General features: G+C 66.4%; 18 protein-coding genes and 1 pseudogene. 13 read left to right on the forward strand and 6 right to left on the reverse strand.

Annotated features, from left to right (window positions below; genetic code table 11):
* The first annotated feature begins 120 nt into the window (after positions 1-120).
* The 13 genes from ACIQNG_RS38715 (at position 121) to ACIQNG_RS38775 (ending at position 13,413) form a co-directional block, all read left to right on the forward strand.
* A complete protein-coding gene (locus tag ACIQNG_RS38715; protein ID WP_401491874.1) occupies positions 121-318 on the forward strand; it encodes a transposase in 198 nt (65 codons plus the stop codon).
* Between the two features lie 172 nt (positions 319-490).
* On the forward strand, positions 491-1,522 hold the full coding sequence (locus ACIQNG_RS38720; RefSeq protein ID WP_401491875.1) for a substrate-binding domain-containing protein: 1,032 nt from the start codon (positions 491-493) through the stop codon (positions 1,520-1,522).
* 52 nt (positions 1,523-1,574) lie between these two features.
* Entirely contained in the window at positions 1,575-3,092 is a 1,518-nt protein-coding gene (locus ACIQNG_RS38725; RefSeq protein ID WP_401491877.1) for a sugar ABC transporter ATP-binding protein, read from the forward strand.
* Positions 3,092-4,144: an ABC transporter permease gene (locus ACIQNG_RS38730; protein ID WP_401491879.1), complete on the forward strand. Its 1,053-nt coding sequence runs from the start codon at positions 3,092-3,094 to the stop codon at positions 4,142-4,144. The genes ACIQNG_RS38725 and ACIQNG_RS38730 overlap by 1 nt, the downstream gene beginning before the upstream one ends.
* A complete protein-coding gene (locus ACIQNG_RS38735; protein WP_401491882.1) occupies positions 4,141-5,121 on the forward strand; it encodes a sugar-binding transcriptional regulator in 981 nt (326 codons plus the stop codon). Before ACIQNG_RS38730 ends, ACIQNG_RS38735 begins: the two co-directional genes overlap by 4 nt.
* A complete protein-coding gene (locus ACIQNG_RS38740; RefSeq protein WP_401491884.1) occupies positions 5,111-6,106 on the forward strand; it encodes an aldo/keto reductase in 996 nt (331 codons plus the stop codon). The genes ACIQNG_RS38735 and ACIQNG_RS38740 overlap by 11 nt, the downstream gene beginning before the upstream one ends.
* A 65-nt stretch (positions 6,107-6,171) precedes the next feature.
* Complete coding sequence (locus tag ACIQNG_RS38745; protein WP_401491887.1) at positions 6,172-7,899, forward strand: glycerol-3-phosphate dehydrogenase/oxidase; 1,728 nt, start codon at positions 6,172-6,174, stop codon at positions 7,897-7,899.
* A complete protein-coding gene (locus ACIQNG_RS38750; protein ID WP_401491889.1) occupies positions 7,890-8,732 on the forward strand; it encodes a class I fructose-bisphosphate aldolase in 843 nt (280 codons plus the stop codon). The genes ACIQNG_RS38745 and ACIQNG_RS38750 overlap by 10 nt, the downstream gene beginning before the upstream one ends.
* Positions 8,725-10,263 (forward strand): FGGY-family carbohydrate kinase, encoded by a 1,539-nt coding sequence (locus tag ACIQNG_RS38755; RefSeq protein ID WP_401491891.1) that lies wholly within the window; start codon positions 8,725-8,727, stop codon positions 10,261-10,263. The genes ACIQNG_RS38750 and ACIQNG_RS38755 overlap by 8 nt, the downstream gene beginning before the upstream one ends.
* On the forward strand, positions 10,260-11,909 hold the full coding sequence (locus ACIQNG_RS38760) for a GMC family oxidoreductase (RefSeq protein ID WP_401491894.1): 1,650 nt from the start codon (positions 10,260-10,262) through the stop codon (positions 11,907-11,909). The genes ACIQNG_RS38755 and ACIQNG_RS38760 overlap by 4 nt, the downstream gene beginning before the upstream one ends.
* Positions 11,910-11,919: 10 nt before the next feature.
* Positions 11,920-12,372, forward strand: a complete 453-nt coding sequence (locus tag ACIQNG_RS38765) for a TIGR02391 family protein (RefSeq protein ID WP_401491906.1) — start codon at positions 11,920-11,922, stop codon at positions 12,370-12,372.
* Between the two features lie 365 nt (positions 12,373-12,737).
* On the forward strand, positions 12,738-12,935 hold the full coding sequence (locus ACIQNG_RS38770; RefSeq protein ID WP_401491909.1) for a hypothetical protein: 198 nt from the start codon (positions 12,738-12,740) through the stop codon (positions 12,933-12,935).
* Between the two features lie 235 nt (positions 12,936-13,170).
* The gene (locus tag ACIQNG_RS38775) at positions 13,171-13,413 is read left to right on the forward strand and encodes a hypothetical protein (protein ID WP_401491912.1); all 243 of its coding nucleotides are present in this window, start codon (positions 13,171-13,173) and stop codon (positions 13,411-13,413) included.
* Here the strand turns inward: ACIQNG_RS38775 and ACIQNG_RS38780 are convergent.
* The 6 genes and pseudogenes from ACIQNG_RS38780 to ACIQNG_RS38805 form a co-directional block, all read right to left on the reverse strand.
* Positions 13,410-13,682, reverse strand: a pseudogene (locus tag ACIQNG_RS38780) (NUDIX hydrolase); the annotation flags it as partial. The gene ACIQNG_RS38775 and the pseudogene ACIQNG_RS38780 sit on opposite strands and share 4 nt — an antisense overlap.
* An 11-nt stretch (positions 13,683-13,693) precedes the next feature.
* Entirely contained in the window at positions 13,694-13,837 is a 144-nt protein-coding gene (locus ACIQNG_RS38785; protein WP_401491895.1) for a hypothetical protein, read from the reverse strand.
* A 114-nt stretch (positions 13,838-13,951) separates the two neighbouring features.
* Positions 13,952-14,872, reverse strand: coding sequence for a hypothetical protein (locus tag ACIQNG_RS38790; protein WP_401491898.1), 921 nt, complete (start codon positions 14,870-14,872; stop codon positions 13,952-13,954).
* Between the two features lie 228 nt (positions 14,873-15,100).
* Positions 15,101-15,274 carry a hypothetical protein gene (locus ACIQNG_RS38795; protein WP_401491900.1) on the reverse strand — a complete coding sequence of 58 codons (174 nt, stop codon included), beginning with the start codon at positions 15,272-15,274 and terminating at the stop codon, positions 15,101-15,103.
* Between the two features lie 76 nt (positions 15,275-15,350).
* Entirely contained in the window at positions 15,351-15,794 is a 444-nt protein-coding gene (locus ACIQNG_RS38800; RefSeq protein WP_401491902.1) for a DUF6082 family protein, read from the reverse strand.
* A 103-nt stretch (positions 15,795-15,897) separates the two neighbouring features.
* Positions 15,898-16,078, reverse strand: a 181-nt coding sequence (locus tag ACIQNG_RS38805) for a hypothetical protein (RefSeq protein ID WP_401491905.1), incomplete at its 5' end; no start/stop codon positions are given.

A 16,078-nucleotide genomic window follows, 5' to 3' on the forward strand; every position in this document is an offset into this window, starting at 1 on the left:
CCCTCCGCCGCACCGGCCGTGACCACCAGCGGCCCCTCACCGCCCTCGGACTGACCTGACGAACCCGGACACAAGATCACTTCTCAAAGACCCTGGGGGAAGAAGCTCCTGTAGTTAACCGTGGACCGCTGGTGGAACGAGGTCGCCGCGTTCATCGACACCGGGCACGGCAACGCCAAGAGCGAGGGCATCAACCGCGTGATCAAGTTTGTCGCCCGCGCCGTCTCCGGGTTCCGCAACGCGACGGACCAGCGGCTGCGCACACGCTGTGTCACGACTCGCCGAGCCCGTGGGCACCTCCGCACCGCTCAACTTTGAAGACTCCACAAATCTGAGTCTGAGCCACTGCACACCGTGACCATTCCGGAGGTGGGCCTCCGACGAGCGAGTGGACTGCAATAAATCCCAGGGGCTGACATTGCTTGCATTGGGTTCCCGGCGCTGTCATGCTCCAGCAACTCGCATCGCTTCAACTCTGAGGAGCAAGCTGATGAAGAAAACTCGCATCGTCGCGGTGTTGGTCGCAGCGATTGCAGCAACTGCCTTGACAGGCTGTTCCGCAGACAACGCACCGGTAAAGGTCGGGAAAGGATTCCGATGCGCGGAAGGGGAGACCTACGTGATGAACGTGATGGTGTCCGCCCATCCGTACTGGGTGCCGGTGTACCAAGGCTTCAAGCAGGCGGCAGAGGCGTTGGGATGCGAGACTTCCTTCTCCGGCACCCCGGACTACGACATCACGAAGCAGATCGCCTCGTTCGAGCAGGACGTCGTCAAGAGCCCGGCAGGTGTTCTGCTGCACCCGATGCAGTCCGATCCTTTTGTTGAGCCGATCAACGCCGCCATCACCAAGGACGTCCAGGTGGTCACCTTCGCGGCCGACTCGCCGAGGTCCAAGCGCACCTCCTACGTCACCTCGGACAATGTGGCCGAGGCCGAGTTTGCGGCCAAGGAGATCGTCAAAGCGGTCGGCGAGAACGGCCAGTATGCCGTGCTGGAGAACCCCGGTCAGAGCAACCATGACGTTCGCGTGAAGGCGTTCGTCTCATACATGGAGAAGAACCATCCAGGGATGAAGCTGGTCGGTAGACAGGCGACGAACCAGGACAGCAACAAGGCATACCAGGCCACCGGGGCGATCCTGCAGGCCAACCCCGAGCTGGACGCGATGTGGATTCCCGAGGCCGGGTCCGCCGAGGGCGCCGTCGCAGCCGTGCGTGAGGCCAAGGCCGACGTGAAGATCGTCCACGCCGACATCACGCCGACCACGCTCGCTCACATCCGGGACGGCCGCACCCTCATGGCGATCAATCCGAACCAGGGGATCCAGGGATACATGGGATTCCTTACGTTGTTCATGGCGGCCCATCCCGACGTGATCGACCCATTCAACGACTACAAGAAGTCCGGCTACAACCCGGCGCAGGTCCCGTTCATCGACAACGGGTACTCCGTGATCACCAAGGCCAACGCGGATTCGTTCGACCTGGACGCGTACATGAAGGGCCGGGACAGGAATTGAGTTTCCCGGCCGACGCGCCCCCTCTTCTGCAGTCGACCGCGGGGAAGGACCCATGAAATCGGAGACGATTCTCGAGATCAAGAACGTCAGCAAGTCGTTCGCCGCGGTCCATGCACTGAAGTCCGTCAGCTTCGGACTGCGCAGGGGCGAAATGCATGCTATCGCCGGCGAGAACGGTGCCGGCAAATCCACACTGATGAACATCATCGACGGGATCTTGCAGCCCGACAGCGGCGAGATCCTCCTCGACGGACGACGAGTCGACATCACCTCGCCGGCGGTGGCCCAGAAGCTGGGCATCGGGTTCGTCCATCAGGAGATCGAGCTGTGCCCGGACGTGACCGTGGCGGAGAACATGTTCATGGCTGCCACCAACTCCAGCCGTTCGTTCCTGATGGATACCGACACCGTCGAGCGGCGGGCGGGCGACGTCCTCCGTCAGCTCGGAAACATCGATCCGAGGGCGTTGGTGCGAGACCTGTCGATCTCGAACCAGCAGTTGGTCGAGATCGCCAAGGCGCTGACGCTGGATTGCCGGGTGTTGATCCTCGACGAACCGACGGCATCCCTCACTGAACGCGAGGCACAGGCACTCTTCGGCATCACGCGTGAGCTCACCGCCCGCGGCATTTCCATCATCTACATCTCCCACCGTTTGGTCGAGATCTTCGAGAACTGTGACCGGGTCTCGGTACTCCGGGATGGCGAGCACATCATGACGCGCGACGTTGCCGAGACGACGCCCTCGGAGCTCGTCAAGTCCATGGTGGGCCGCGTGCTCGACCGCCAGTATCCGCACAAGCAGCGCGAGGAGGAGCGCGCCGCCGACGTGATCCTGTCGGTGCACGGCCTGACCGAGCGGCGACGGTTCCGCGACGTCTCCTTCGAGGTCAAGCAAGGTGAGATCCTCGGGTTCGCCGGACTCATCGGCGCGGGCCGCAGCGAGATCGCCAAGGGCATCTGCCGGCTGGAGGGTGACGTGACCGGAGAGGTGCGTCTCAAGGGACAGCGGCTCGACCCTCGGGACTACCAGGACTGCATCGCCCACGGCATCCTCTACCTGTCCGAGGACCGCAAGGGCAGCGGCGTCTTCCTCAACATGTCGATCGCTGCGAACTCGTCCGCGATGTCTCTGCGCCAGGTCTCGCGCTACGGCATCATCAGCCGTCGCCGCGAGCGGCAGCTTGCCGATCGTGTCGGTCGGGAGTTGAAGATCAAGTTCGACCAGCTGGACCATGACGTGTCGACGCTGTCCGGGGGGAACCAGCAGAAGGTTGCCCTCGCCAAACTGCTGGCGGTCAACCCACAGGTGATCTTCCTGGACGAGCCGACGCGCGGCGTCGATGTCGGTGCCAAGGCCGAGATCTACACCATCTTGCGCGATCTGGCGCGCGACGGCATCGGAATCGTCGTCATCTCATCCGAACTGCCGGAACTGATCGGTGTGTGTGATCGGGTGATCGTCGTCCGCGAGGGCGAGGTCAGTGGCGAGGTCGTGGGCGATGCGATGACGGAAGAGAACATCATGCACTTGGCTTCGATTGCCGAGCGGAAGCAGGGGGCGGTGTGATGACCAGATCCGGACAGGCGGCGTTGACCGGAGGAGCAAACTCCGTCGGCACGGTCGAGCAGCGGGGGAGGGCGCAGCCCAGGCTGAGGTCCCGGGCCGAACGCTTCCTCAAGATGCGTGAGACTGGGCTGATCGTGATCCTGCTTGCCCTCGTCATCGCTATGTCGTTGGCCTCCCCACACTTCCTGACCTGGGAGAACATGGAGGCGATGGCCATGGCCTTCGCCGTGGACGGCATCGTCGTCGTCGGGATGACCGTCTTGCTCATCTCCGGGGGGATCGACCTGTCGGTGGGTTCGGTGACGGCGTTGGCGATGGTGGTTGCCGGGTGGCTCTTCCTGCAGGGCGTCGACCCTTGGCTGGCATCGGGCGTCGCGGTCCTGGTCAGTGTCGCCGTCGGCGCCGCCATGGGTTTCTTGGTCACCAAGGTGGGGTTGCATCACTTCGTCGTGACACTCGCCGTGTTGGTGATCGCACGGGGTCTGTGCCTGCTCTTCACGGGTGGGCGGCCGCTGGGTCTGTACGATCTACCGGCGAGTTTCAAGTTCATCGGGCAGGGCACGGTCGGCCCGATCCCGATCGTCATTCTCATCTTCGTGCTCGTGGTCGTCGCGTTCGACTTCATGTTGCGCCGTACGACGGCATTCCGGAAAGTCTTCTATACCGGCAGCAACGAGAAGGCTGCCGCCTATTCCGGGATTCGCACCAAGCGGGTCATCTTCCTGACCACCACCTTGTGCTCCGCGCTCTGCGGCATAGCCGGGATCATCTACCTGGCGCGCTTCGGGTCTGCGCAGCCAACGTTCGGGATTGGCATGGAGCTGAGCGTGATCGCCGCGGCAGTCATCGGTGGTGCCAGCCTCTCGGGCGGATCAGGGACGATCCTCGGCGCGACGCTGGGTACGATCCTGCTCTCCGTGGTGTCGAGTTCGCTCGTACTACTCGATGTCTCGGTCTACTGGCAGGAGGTCGTTCGCGGCTCCATCCTGCTCGCGGCGTTGTTGATCGACCACTACCTGACCCGTCGACGGTCAACTGGTAGGTCGGCATGAACGAGGACAAGGACGAGTTCGCGACCCTCCGCCTGATCCATACCGTGCTGACGCTCCATTTCGTTGAGGGGGTCAAGCAGGCGCACATCGCCAAGCGCCTCAATCTGTCGACGTCGAAGGTCAACCGGTTGATCAGGCGGGGGCGGGAGCTCGGCATGGTCAAGATCTCTGTTGAGAGCCGCATCCAGGCACAGCTCGATCTCGAGAGTGAGCTGGCTGGGGCCACCGGGCTCGCCAAGGTGGTGGTGGCGCCTTCGGTCCCCGGAAATCCGGACACCAATCTGCATGCGGTCGGCCGTGCCGCCGCCGACGAGCTGCTGGAGACGATCCGTGACGGCGACGTGATCGCGATGACCGGTGGGAAGGCGCTGCGCGCCGTCGTCGAGAATCTCGCACCGGACCGCGCGTTCGATGTCACGGTTGTGCCCCTGACGGGGGGCGTGCAGGGCAACCACTTCATCGATGTCAACCACCTGGCGACGCGGCTCGCCGACAAGCTCGGCGGCACCGCGATGCTGCAGCACGCACCACTGTTCGCGGAGAACCGTGCGCAGCGGGACACGCTGATGCAGGTCGGCTCGATCCGGCAGGTCTTCGACCTTGCCCGCCGTGCCCGGGTGGCGCTTGTCGGCATCGGTTCGATCATGACCGAGGGCTCGAGCTACCACGACCTGATCCCCGTGTCGAGCTCCGAGCGCGCGCTGCTGTTCGGTGGCGACGCCAGCGGCGAGTTCCTCGCTCACCTCATCGGCAACGACGGATCGGTGGTGGATTCCCCCCTCAACTCGCGACTCGTGGCGCTCCACCCGACCGAGCTGTCGACGTGCCCGAACGCGATCGGTGTGGCGGCCGGACCGGAGAAGGTCCAGCCCATTCGAGCCGTGCTGGCCGGTGGCCTCATCAACTCCCTCATCACCGACGACGAAACGGCGTCGTCGGTGCTCGCTTCGATCGGAGATGTGGGACATGACAACTGAGATGCAGATCCGCCCCTTGGGCAGCTCGACGATCGAGGCATCCGTCGTCGGTCTGGGAACCTGGGCGATCGGAGGCTGGATGTGGGGCGGCACCGACGAAGCGGAATCGATCGCTGCCATCCAGGCCTCGCTCGATGAGGGGGTCTCGCTGATCGACACCGCCCCTGCCTATGGCCTGGGCCGCGCCGAGGAGATCGTCGGTATGGCGATCAGGCATCGTCGTGACGAGGTGGTGCTGGCGACGAAGTGCGGGCTCGTCTGGCACTCGCAGCAGGGCAAACACTTCTTCGACTATGACGGCCGACCAGTGCACCGGCATCTCGGCAAGGAGTCGATCGTGTACGAGGTGGAGCGGAGCCTGCAGCGCCTCGGCACCGACCGGATCGATCACTACATCACGCACTGGCAGGATCCCACGACACCCGTCGAGGAGACAGTGGAGGCACTCGTCCAGCTTCGGGACCAGGGCAAGATCAGGTCGATCGGCGCGAGCAATGTCTCCCAGAGCGAACTCCGGGCCTATGCGGCGACCGGCGTGCTCGACGCCATCGAGGAGGAGTACTCGATGGTCAAGCGCGACATCGAGACGACACTGCTGCCGATCGCTGCTGAGCACGGTGTATCGACCCTGAGCTACTCCTCGTTGGCGCTCGGTCTCCTCACGGGGAGGATGGGACCGGAGCGGACGTTCTCCGGCGACGACCAGCGCAAGGACAACCCCCGTTTCTCCCTCGCAAACCGGGTGAAGGTGGCTCGCCTCATGGAGGCGATCATGCCCGTCGCCGAAGCCCACGCCGCGACGGTGGCGCAGGTGGTCATCGCGTGGACGGTGCAACAGCCGGGGATCACCCACGCGCTGTGCGGCGCGCGCAGTCCCGGCCAGGCGCGCGAGAACGCCGGGGCGGGCCGCATCCGCCTGTCGACCGACGACGTCACCGCGATCGACAACGCGGTGACGGCCCATCTGACCGATCTCGACGCCTGAGCGTCGACCGAACGTCGCCCCGATCGACCGGCCGCCCAAGGCGGTCGCCGGTGCGAGGAGCATCCATGCCCAAATCCAGAGACACAGCCTTCACCGCGCTCGGCGCGGACGGGTCGTTCGACGTCATCGTGGTCGGCGCAGGTATCAACGGCATCGGCGTATTCCGAGAGTTGGCGCTCCAGGGTCTGCGGGTGATGCTGGTGGAGCGCAACGACTTTTGCTCCGGTTGCAGCGCTGCTCCGTCACGGATGATCCACGGCGGCCTGCGCTACCTTGAGAACGGCGAGTTCGACCTCGTGCGTGAGTCCCTCCGGGAGCGCGACGCACTGCTCCGCAACGCACCGCATCTGGTCAAGCCACTGGCTACCACGATCCCGATCACGTCTGTGTTCTCCGGACTGTTGAACGGCGCGGCGAGCTTCCTCGGTGTGACCGACCGACCCGCCCGGCGCGGCGCGGTGCCGGTGAAAGCCGGACTCGGCATCTACGACTGGGTCACCCGCCGGCGCCGCATGCTGCCGCGACACCGATTCCTCAGGTCGCGAGCCGCCTTTCAGCGCTGGCCCAAGCTGACGCCACGGCTGCGGTTCGCCGCCGTGTACCACGACGCCTGGATCAGCTACCCGGAACGGCTCGGCGTCGAACTCGTCCTCGATACGTGCCGCCTGGCCCAGGACGCCATCGCGCTCAACCACGCCCGGATCACGTGCGACGGTCCCGGTTTTGAGGTGACCGATCTCGAGACCGGTGACCGGTACCCCGTGACGGCGAACGCCGTCGTCAACGCCACCGGCGCCTGGCTCGACGAGTCGCTTTCCGAACTTCTGGACCCGGCCGTTGTCCCGGACCAGCTGATCACGGGCACCAAGGGATCGCACATCGTTCTCGACAACCCCGAGCTCTACGAAGCACTCAACGGACACATGGTGTATTTCGATAATTCCGACGGCCGGGTATGCATTGTGTTCGGGTATCTCGGAAAAGTGCTCGCCGGCTCTACCGACATCAAGGTGGAACGCACGGACCGGGTGCGCTGCGAGGACGACGAGCGTGACTACATCCTCGACTCGCTGCGCCTCGTTTTCCCGACCGTCGACGTCTCGGCCGACCAGATCGTCTACACCTACAGCGGCATTCGGCCACTGCCGAAGAGCGACCACGATTTCACGGGCCGCATCTCGCGTGGGCACTTCGTGCGCCGAGTCGACAGCGACGTTCCGCACTTCTGCATGATCGGCGGGAAGTGGACGACCTTCCGGGCCTTCGCGGAACACACCACCGATGCGGTTCTGGCGGAGCTCGGCCGGCCTCGCACGGCCGACACCACCGAGCTTGCCATCGGCGGCGGGCGAGACTTTGCGGGTGCCCCGTACATCGAGAGGCAGCTGACGCAGGATTTCGGTATCTCCGACGAGCGCGCCCAGCACCTTGTCGACGTGTATGGGACCAGGGCTCGGGAGGTCATGGCGTTCTGCACCGAGCGCACCGACGACCGGCCGCTCGGCGTGGATACCCAACTGACCGCAGCCGAGATCGCCTTTCTGGTACAGCACGAGCACGCGATGCGACTCGGCGACCTGATCATGCGCCGCACGGCGATCGCGATCACCGGAACGATCGACAGCGGGCTTATCAAAGCGATCGCCACGGCCGCGGCCGGTGAGCTCGGCTGGGACGAGACCCGTCGCAACACCGAGATCGGTGAGCTGATCGCGGACCTCAGCAACTATCACGGTGTCGATGCCGATGCCCTGGAACGACGCACGATCGAGAGGACCGCGAAATGCGCCTGAGCACCGCCGCCAGAATGAACCGGCTCTTCGCCGACGGAGGTTGCCTCGACGTCGCCATCGACCACGGGGTGTGCAACGAGCCGAGCTTCCTCACCGGCCTGGAGGACATGGCCAGTGTCGTCAAGTCCCTTGTCGAAGCCAAGCCCGACGCGATCCAGATGGCGTACGGCCAGGCCGACCTGCTGCAGGGCGAGCCCGGCAGGGACAAGCCGGCCCTCGTCATGCGGATCGATATGGGCAATGCATACAACAGTTCCCGCCATCGCGTGATGTGGTCCATGCTGCAGAACCATGATGAGCCGATCGTAGGTGCCCTGGAGATGGATGCGGCCTGCGTGGTGGTCAATCTCTTCATGCTGCCCGACGAGCCGGAGCTGTTCCGGCAGTGCGTCGAGAACATCAGCCGCGTGCGCGCCTCCTGCAGCAAGTACGGCATGCCGCTCATGATCGAGCCGTTGGTCATGCTGCCCAACGAGGTGCGTGGCGGCTACCAAGTGGACGGTGACGCCGAGAAGATCGTGACGCTCGTCCGCCTCGCCAGTGAGATGGGGGCCGACATCATCAAAGCCGACCCCACTGACGACCCGGAGGAATTCCACCGCGTGGTCCAGGCAGCCAGGGTGCCGGTGCTGGTGCGCGGTGGCGGCAAGGAGGATCTCCGATCAGTTCTGACGAAGTCGGCGGCGCTGATGGCGCAGGGCGCTTCCGGGCTGGTGTACGGCCGCAACGTCTACCAGCACGACAACCCGAAGGCGATAGTCAACGCGCTGATGGCGATCGTCCATCGCGGCGTGTCAGGTGCCGAGGCATGGGACATCTACAACAATGGCTGACTCGGCGCGCTTCCTACTCGGCCTCGACGCCGGGAACACGGTCATCAAGGCCGTGGTGTTCGATCTGGAGGGTCGGCAGGTCTCAGCGTGCGCCATCGACGCGCAGTCGGCGAGGCCCGAGCCCGGCCACGTCGAACGAGACCTGGAGGACCTGTGGCGGAATGCCAGCGTGGCGATCCGCCGATGCATCTCCGACGCCGGCATTGATCCCGCCCAGATCGTCGCCGCGGGATGTGCGGGGCACGGCAACGGCCTCTACCTGCTCGACCAGGACGACCGGCCGCTGATCGGGATTCAATCGATCGACACTCGTGCGGCGGAACTCGCCGAGGAGCTTGCCGCCGAGCACGGGGACGACCTCCACGCCGCGTCGCTCCAAGAACCGTGGCCGGCACAGACGCCGGTACTCCTTTCGTGGATGCGACGCCACCGACCGCAGACCATGGAGCGGGCAGGCACGCTCCTGCTGTGCAAGGACTACATCACCTTCAAGCTGACCGGCCGCAAGGTCAGCGACGTCTCCGACATGTCCGGCTGCGGACTGCTGCGCATGCGCGAGGGCCGTTACGACGACGGCCTGATGTCCCTGTACGGGCTGCAAGGCATGGAGCATCTGCTGCCGTCGCTGATCGAACCGATCGAGATCGCCGGGACGGTGACCGCGGAGGCGGCCGCCCAGACCGGTTTGGCGGAGGGGATGCCCGTCGTCGGCGGGTACTTCGATGTCATCGCGAGTGCGCTGGGCTCGGGTGCCGTCGCGCCAGGAGCCACGTCGATCATCGTCGGTACCTGGTCAGTCAACCAGTTCGTCTCGAGCGGGCCAGTGGTGGACCGTGAGCTCCAGATGGTGTCGGCTTTCGGGTCCGGCCGGTACATGAACATGTCCAACAGCGCCACCTCCGCGTCCCATCTGGAGTGGTACGTCCGCGAGTTGGTCGAGCGCGGCGGTCACCACGACGACCCCTTCGGCTTCTGCCATCGCCGACTCGCCGAGGTCGTTCCTCGGCTCGACGACCCCTACTTCCATCCGTTCCTGTACGGATCGTCGAAGGGCGCCGAGTACCGAGCCGGTTTCTACGGATTGGCCGGCTGGCACGGTGAGGGTCATCTGCTTCGGGCGCTGTTCGAAGGCGTCGTCTTGGAGCACCGACGGCACGTCGAGGTGTTGCGGGCGGCGGGCGCCGTGTTCGACCAAGCCACGCTGTCGGGGGGCGGCGCTCGCAGCGGGCCCTGGGCGCAGATGTTCGCCGACTGCCTCGGCGTACGGATCAACGTCCCCGAGGCCGAGGAGTGCGGTGCCCTCGGCGCGGCTATCGGCGCCGGCGTCGGCGTCGGCGTGTTCGCCGGTTACGAGGAAGCTGCCGCGAGCATGACCCGGCTCCGACAAGTCTTCGAGCCGAACACTGATCTCAGGGACCACTACGACCGGCGCAACGAGGTCTATCGCGAACTCGTGACGGCGCTGCAACCCTTCTGGGCCCGCCAGCACCGGTACAAGACTGAACCCGACGAGAAGAAGGAAGCGGTATGAGAGGCGGTACCCGCACACTCGAAGGCAGGTACGACTACATCATCGTGGGAGCCGGCACCGCAGGATGCGTGCTGGCAAACCGGCTGAGCGAGGATTCACAAACGCGAGTTCTGCTGATCGAGGCCGGCGGGAGCGACGACTACCACTGGGTCAAGATCCCGGTCGGATACCTCTACTGCATCGGGAATCCACGCACGGACTGGAGGATGAAGACCGCCCCGGAACCGGGTCTGAACGGCCGATCGCTGGCCTACCCGCTCGGGAAGGTACTCGGAGGCTGCACCTCGATCAACGGCATGATCTACATGCGCGGCCAGGCGAACGACTACAACCGCTGGCGAGAACTGGGCAACGTCGGGTGGGGCTGGGAGGACGTCTTGCCCTACTTCATGAGGTCCGAGGACCACCACGGTGGGAAGTCGGCGTTCCACGGCTCGGGCGGCGAGTGGAAGGTGGCGCGCCAGCGGCTGACCTGGGACGTACTCCGCGCCGTGCAGGCGGGTGCAGCGGAACTGGGGATCATGCCGTGTGAAGACTTCAACACCGGTGACAACGAGGGCACTGGGTTCTTCGACGTCAACCAGCACAAAGGGTGGCGCTGGAACACCGCCAAGGGCTTCTTGCGACCGGCCAAGAAGCGCCCCAACCTGCGGATCCTGACGAACGCGACCGCCGAGCAGATCCTGTTCGAGGGAAAGCGCGCCCACGGCGTCCGCTACCGCCGGGGCGACGAGGTCCGGGACGCCTTCGCCGGCGCAGAGGTCCTGCTCGCCGCCGGTGCGATCAACTCGCCACGCATCCTTGAACTGTCGGGGATCGGGTCGCCGTCGATCCTGGCTGAGCACGGCATCAACCTTGTCCACGACAATCCTGCGGTGGGCGAGAACCTGCAGGACCACCTGCAGCTTCGCACGGTTTTCAAGGTGCATGGCGCCACGACGCTCAACACGATCGCGAACTCCCTCTCGGGCAGGCTACGCATCGGGATGGAGTACGCCTGGAGGCGCAGCGGACCGATGTCCATGGCGCCGAGCCAGTTCGGAATGTTCACCAGGTCCGATCCCTCCTTGGACCGGCCTGACCTCGAGTACCACGTGCAACCCCTGTCGACGGACAAACTCGGAGATCCGCTGCATCCGTTTCCCGCCATCACAGTGTCCGTGGTCAACCTCAGGCCCGACAGCGTCGGTTCGACCCACATCGTGAGTCGCCACCTCGGCACTCAGCCCGAGGTTCGGCTGAACTACCTGACGGCGCCGCGCGACAAGGAGGTCGCGGTGGCGTCGATCAAGCAGGCGCGTCGGATCATGAATACTGCGGCGCTTCGCAAGTACCGCCCTGAGGAGCTGCGACCCGGCCCCCACGTCGACACCGACGGGGAGCTGTCACGGGAGGCGGGCAACATCGGAACGACGATCTTCCACCCAGTCGGGACGTGCAGGATGGGCAACGACCATCGTGCCGTGGTCGGCTCCGACCTGAGGGTGCACGGGATCGATCGGTTGCGCGTGATCGACGCGTCGATCATGCCGGAGATCGTTTCCGGGAATACCGCCTCACCGGTCGTGATGATCGCGGAGAAGGCGGCGGACCTGATTCGTCGGGACGCTGCGCGCGTGGTACCCCGTTCCATCCCTCGCCCCTGACCGAGAGGCGATCTGGACGGCGGCGGCTGCGCACTGGACGACCCATCAGTACCGGGTTGCGGTGCAAAAGGCGTCGGAGGCACTGACCGTGCACTGGAAGGAACGTCTGGGCCGCAACGACGTGACCGACATCTCGTTCTGGCAGCAGATCCTCTCTGCGGGCGACCCCGAGCCCGGCAAGCCCAAGCTCGCCTGGCCCGGCCCGGTGGAGGACCAGACGACCAAGAGCATACGAGGCGGTCTGGCGCCGTTGGCCGGCGCGCTCAACAACCTCGCGACCGGGCTGAACCTCACGGTCAGGAACGTTGCGACGCACACCCGCGATGAGCTGACCGAGCAGGAGAGCATGGAGCGGCTGGCCGCCTACAGCTACTTCGCCCGGCTGCTCGATCAGTGCGAGGTCCGCCGCGCGAAAGAGCTTGAGGGGACGTGGGTCGCTTCCGCTGGCCGACACGATCCGTAGAGCGGGCTGCGGCCCTTCCGGCCCTGGCTCCTAGGCTCTCGGCATGACGATGACACCGGCTGAACTCGAGGCGCAGAAGGAAACGCTGGAACTCCTTAACACCGAGGCGGCCTCGCGCCTGATGCGCCAGTGATGCTGTGCAAGAGATGAAGGTACGGCCCTTCGAAGCCACGCTGTGGAGGGAGGCTTCAAACAGCTCCGCCCCGGCCGGCTTCGCCCAGGAGACCGACCCCCGACTTCGGGAGGTCGTCGGCGCCGTGGCGGGCAGGAAGCGACTGCACCGAAAGGCGGACAGCCGGTGGTCGGTGGGTGGGAGGCTGGATGCGCCGGACGTCCCGTCACCGGCCGTGATCTGAGAGGGACCGATGCCTGTCACCCGCACCCTGCTGCTGCCTGTCGTCCCGGACGCCCTCGATGCCCTGCTGGAGCTGGAGGACCCGCTGCTCCTGGCGCTCCGGAACCCCCTGGACCCGGACGCCAGCGGCGTGCCGGTCCCCGGAGCGCCCATTGAGGATGTCCTCCGCGGCGTACTGGCGGGTGCTCGAATAGAACTCAAACGGTGACGTGCGGGGCTTTCGCACTACGGGCACACCGATCCACGAGGTCAGCCACCTGCAGGAGACCGGGCGGCTGTCCTGGGAGTGGATCACCGAAGGAACCTGCGCTTCGAGATCCGCACCGGGACCGGCTACGGCAGCGACATCGACCCGCTGCCGTACCTGCGCCGCCACGACGTCTGATGGGCTCAGGGCCCGCAGGGTCCACGGTGAGCGGGACGGCACCCGGGCCCTGATTGAGGTGCTGCTGCTGGCCCGGCACATCCCGCACGAGCACCTGGTCGCAGGGCTGGCCACCGCCCTGCGGGCCGGGGCCCTGACAGCGGACGCGGTCGCCCTGGAGGCCCGCAAAACCGCGCAGGCCGACGACGGGCCACCCTTCTCCGGCCCTGCGGGCAGTGGCTCTGGAGTGTCGGGGACCGTGACGATTTCGTCGGGGGCTGCACGGTGGGCGTTGCCGGACTGGATCGCACAGGCGAAGTAGAGGATGCGGACACCGGTTTCCGGGTTGACGCGCTCCCTGAGCTGTTCCGTGACGGCGACGAGGAGGCCCGTCGCCTCCTTGACCTCCCGTATGACGGCGTCTTCGGGGGACTCGCCCTGCTTGGCCTTCCCCGCCGGGAACATCCAGGTGGGCGCTCCTTTCGGCACCCGCCGTCTGACGAGCAGAAGGCGTCTGTTCTGAAGGATCACGCCGGCCGCAACCGTGGTAGTCCGGTGGGCGTCGAGAGTTGGTTGTGTCGCGTTCTCCATAGGTGTTCGCCTCACTCGACGGTGGAGAGGGAGCCTTGGGTTCCCGTGAGCGCGAGAGCGCTCACGGGATGCCGATGGAGGATGTGGTCCGACATCACCAGGGGCACGGGGACGACGCCCACGTCTGCGACGGCGGGCAGCAGCGCGGCGGACATGTTCTGCTGGGTCTAGGTGAGGTCGCAGAGCCACACCTTTCAGGTCCATCGTCGGCCGCTCCTCGGAGGCGGCCGGGGATGCCGCCGTGAGCGGCATCTCCAGGTCGGCGGTTGTCATCGGGCGACGGCCTCCGCGGATCGCAGGAACATCTGCCACAGCAGGCGGCGCCGCTCAGCGGGCACGTCCTCCTGGCCGTGTCCCCGGGCCTCGCGGCTGTGCACGCACAGGTGCTGGTTCACGACGATCAGGTCCCCGAAGCCGAGGAGGAACTTGTGCTGCTCGGCGATCAGCTCCCGCTCCAGTGCGCGGGCCGCGCTGGTGTGCGGGTCCCAGAGGCTCATGTCGGGGAGCATCTTCGCGGTGAACCGTACGAAGCCCTCCGTCGGCGACAGGCCGTCGAGGCCGGGGAACGGGTCGTACTCCTTGCCGACACCGGTCAGGTCGTAGAACGCGCCGTCGTGGAACACCGGCTCCGCGAGGAAGGCGCGCTCGCTCTCGCTGAGCCGGTCCACGGCGCGGCGGAGCTGGGAGACGATGCTGTACCCCTCGCCCCGCGGGTCCGGCCGGACGCACAGCAGGGCGCTGTAGTCCGGGGGTTCGGTCGCGTTCACCACGTCGATGTGCAGGGGGTTGTACCCGGAGCCGGTGGCGCGCATCGGGTCGGTGGTCAGGTTCGTGCCGAGCGGCTTCCACAGCGGCCACCGGTCGAACGCGCGCAGGGGCGCACCGAGCCAGGACAGCAGGACGGTGGCGGCCTTCTGCCCGTCGTCCGTGCCGTAGTGGGCCAGCAGGGCGCCGACCTCCAGGACGGCGAACCCGTCGCCGTCGGGGTCGTCCAGGAGGTCACGGCACCGGCGCACGAGGGCCTGTGCTTCTGGGGACTCGGCGCGGACGCGGTCGTAGGCGGCGTGAACGTCGGCGCGCAGCAGGCCGCCGTCGAGTTCGGCTGGCGGGAGGTCGGTCACCTGCCGGCCGAGGAGTTCGGCCAAGGGCTCCGGCAGGGGGATGCGGTAGGTGCTCTGTGCCGTGGTCATGCTGGCTTTCTCCTATGCCTTCGGAGCTTCACGGAGCAGACGGGGGTACCGGCGTGGGGCGCTTGCGCGCCCCTGGTGAAGGCGGGTGGTGCCGCGTTCCCCGAACGCCGGTGGTGGGGTGCCGCCTCCCGGCCCGCTGCTTCACAGGGCGTGGGCCGGGAGGCGGACCTGTTGCGGGCCACTCCCGCCCCGTGGCCGGTCAGGCCCTCTGGCGGGAGCGGCCGTTGATCAGCTGTTGCCTTGTTCCGGCTGGCTCTTGAAGTGGTCGGCGAGGAGGTTGACCAGGCTCGCGTCCGCCGCGCGCTCGGCGTCACTGCGCGAGGCGTCTGCGGCGCCGGCGGCTGCCTGGCCCATCACGGCGAGGGGGTCGTCGTTCTGGCTGGTCTTCGGCTTGTCGTTCATGTGGCGTTCCTTGGGAAGAGCCGCGCTGGTGGCGCAGCTTCGGTCGGGGCGGGGAAGGTGTGCGGGGGCACGCCGGTCAGTCGGTGGTGTGCGCCCTGGCGGCGGTGTCCAGTGCCTCGGTGAACCGCTCGGCGCGCTTGTCGCCCGCCGCCTCTTCGGCCCGGAAGGAGCCGAACCGCTTCCAGTAGTTCCGGGTGACCTCACGGGCCATGAGGACGGAGGCGAGGAGGCGGAGCTTCTCGTCGTTGACGAAGCCGAGCCGGTGGCGCAGGGAGAGGGCGCACAGCTGGTGGTTGGCGTGCAGCATGTGCTGGTACTCCTCGACGCTGTCCACGTCGTCGGGCATCCAGAGCTTGGCCAGGTCGCTGTTGCTGGTCGTCCACTTCAGCCAGTCGAGCTGTTTGTGGGCGAGGGCCGTGTGGTTCCTCTCCTGCTGGTGGCGCCGTTCCTGGGCAAAGCGCGCGGTGCCGATTCCGGCGACGGCGGTTCCTGCGAGCAGGACCGCGGTGGAGACCTTCATGCGTCAGCATTCCTTTCGGTGGGCGATGCCCGCCCGGCCGGGTGGCACGGGCGGGGGACTGTAGGGAGGAGGGGGAGGGCGGGGGCGGGTCGGACGGTCGCTGTCATGAGGCCGCGCTGAGGGCGGGCTTCCCGGCTGCGGCGTTCCGGCTGGGCTGGCGCGTGAGGATGTGCGCGAGCTGGTCGCCGTCCTGACGCTCGGGGGAGGGCTTGTTGGTGTACGGGGTGGCGGCTGGCCTGGTGTGTTGCTGGTTTGTTGAGAGGTCGTGTGACTGGTTCAGGCGG

Source organism: Streptomyces sp. NPDC091377 (assembly GCF_044757045.1).
GTDB lineage: Bacteria > Actinomycetota > Actinomycetes > Streptomycetales > Streptomycetaceae > Streptomyces.

Bases quoted from the DNA above. Each gene is read 5' to 3' on its own strand.
- ACIQNG_RS38720 (WP_401491875.1), top strand. From the start codon at position 491: ATGAAGAAAACTCGCATCGTCGCGGTGTTGGTCGCAGCGATTGCAGCA.
- ACIQNG_RS38725 (WP_401491877.1), top strand. From the start codon at position 1,575: ATGAAATCGGAGACGATTCTCGAGATCAAGAACGTCAGCAAGTCGTTC.
- ACIQNG_RS38730 (WP_401491879.1), top strand. From the start codon at position 3,092: ATGACCAGATCCGGACAGGCGGCGTTGACCGGAGGAGCAAACTCCGTC.
- ACIQNG_RS38735 (WP_401491882.1), top strand. From the start codon at position 4,141: ATGAACGAGGACAAGGACGAGTTCGCGACCCTCCGCCTGATCCATACC.
- ACIQNG_RS38740 (WP_401491884.1), top strand. From the start codon at position 5,111: ATGACAACTGAGATGCAGATCCGCCCCTTGGGCAGCTCGACGATCGAG.
- ACIQNG_RS38745 (WP_401491887.1), top strand. From the start codon at position 6,172: ATGCCCAAATCCAGAGACACAGCCTTCACCGCGCTCGGCGCGGACGGG.
- ACIQNG_RS38750 (WP_401491889.1), top strand. From the start codon at position 7,890: ATGCGCCTGAGCACCGCCGCCAGAATGAACCGGCTCTTCGCCGACGGA.
- ACIQNG_RS38755 (WP_401491891.1), top strand. From the start codon at position 8,725: ATGGCTGACTCGGCGCGCTTCCTACTCGGCCTCGACGCCGGGAACACG.
- ACIQNG_RS38760 (WP_401491894.1), top strand. From the start codon at position 10,260: ATGAGAGGCGGTACCCGCACACTCGAAGGCAGGTACGACTACATCATC.
- ACIQNG_RS38770 (WP_401491909.1), top strand. From the start codon at position 12,738: ATGCCTGTCACCCGCACCCTGCTGCTGCCTGTCGTCCCGGACGCCCTC.
- ACIQNG_RS38785 (WP_401491895.1), bottom strand. From the start codon at position 13,837: ATGTCCGCCGCGCTGCTGCCCGCCGTCGCAGACGTGGGCGTCGTCCCC.
- ACIQNG_RS38790 (WP_401491898.1), bottom strand. From the start codon at position 14,872: ATGACCACGGCACAGAGCACCTACCGCATCCCCCTGCCGGAGCCCTTG.
- ACIQNG_RS38795 (WP_401491900.1), bottom strand. From the start codon at position 15,274: ATGAACGACAAGCCGAAGACCAGCCAGAACGACGACCCCCTCGCCGTG.
- ACIQNG_RS38800 (WP_401491902.1), bottom strand. From the start codon at position 15,794: ATGAAGGTCTCCACCGCGGTCCTGCTCGCAGGAACCGCCGTCGCCGGA.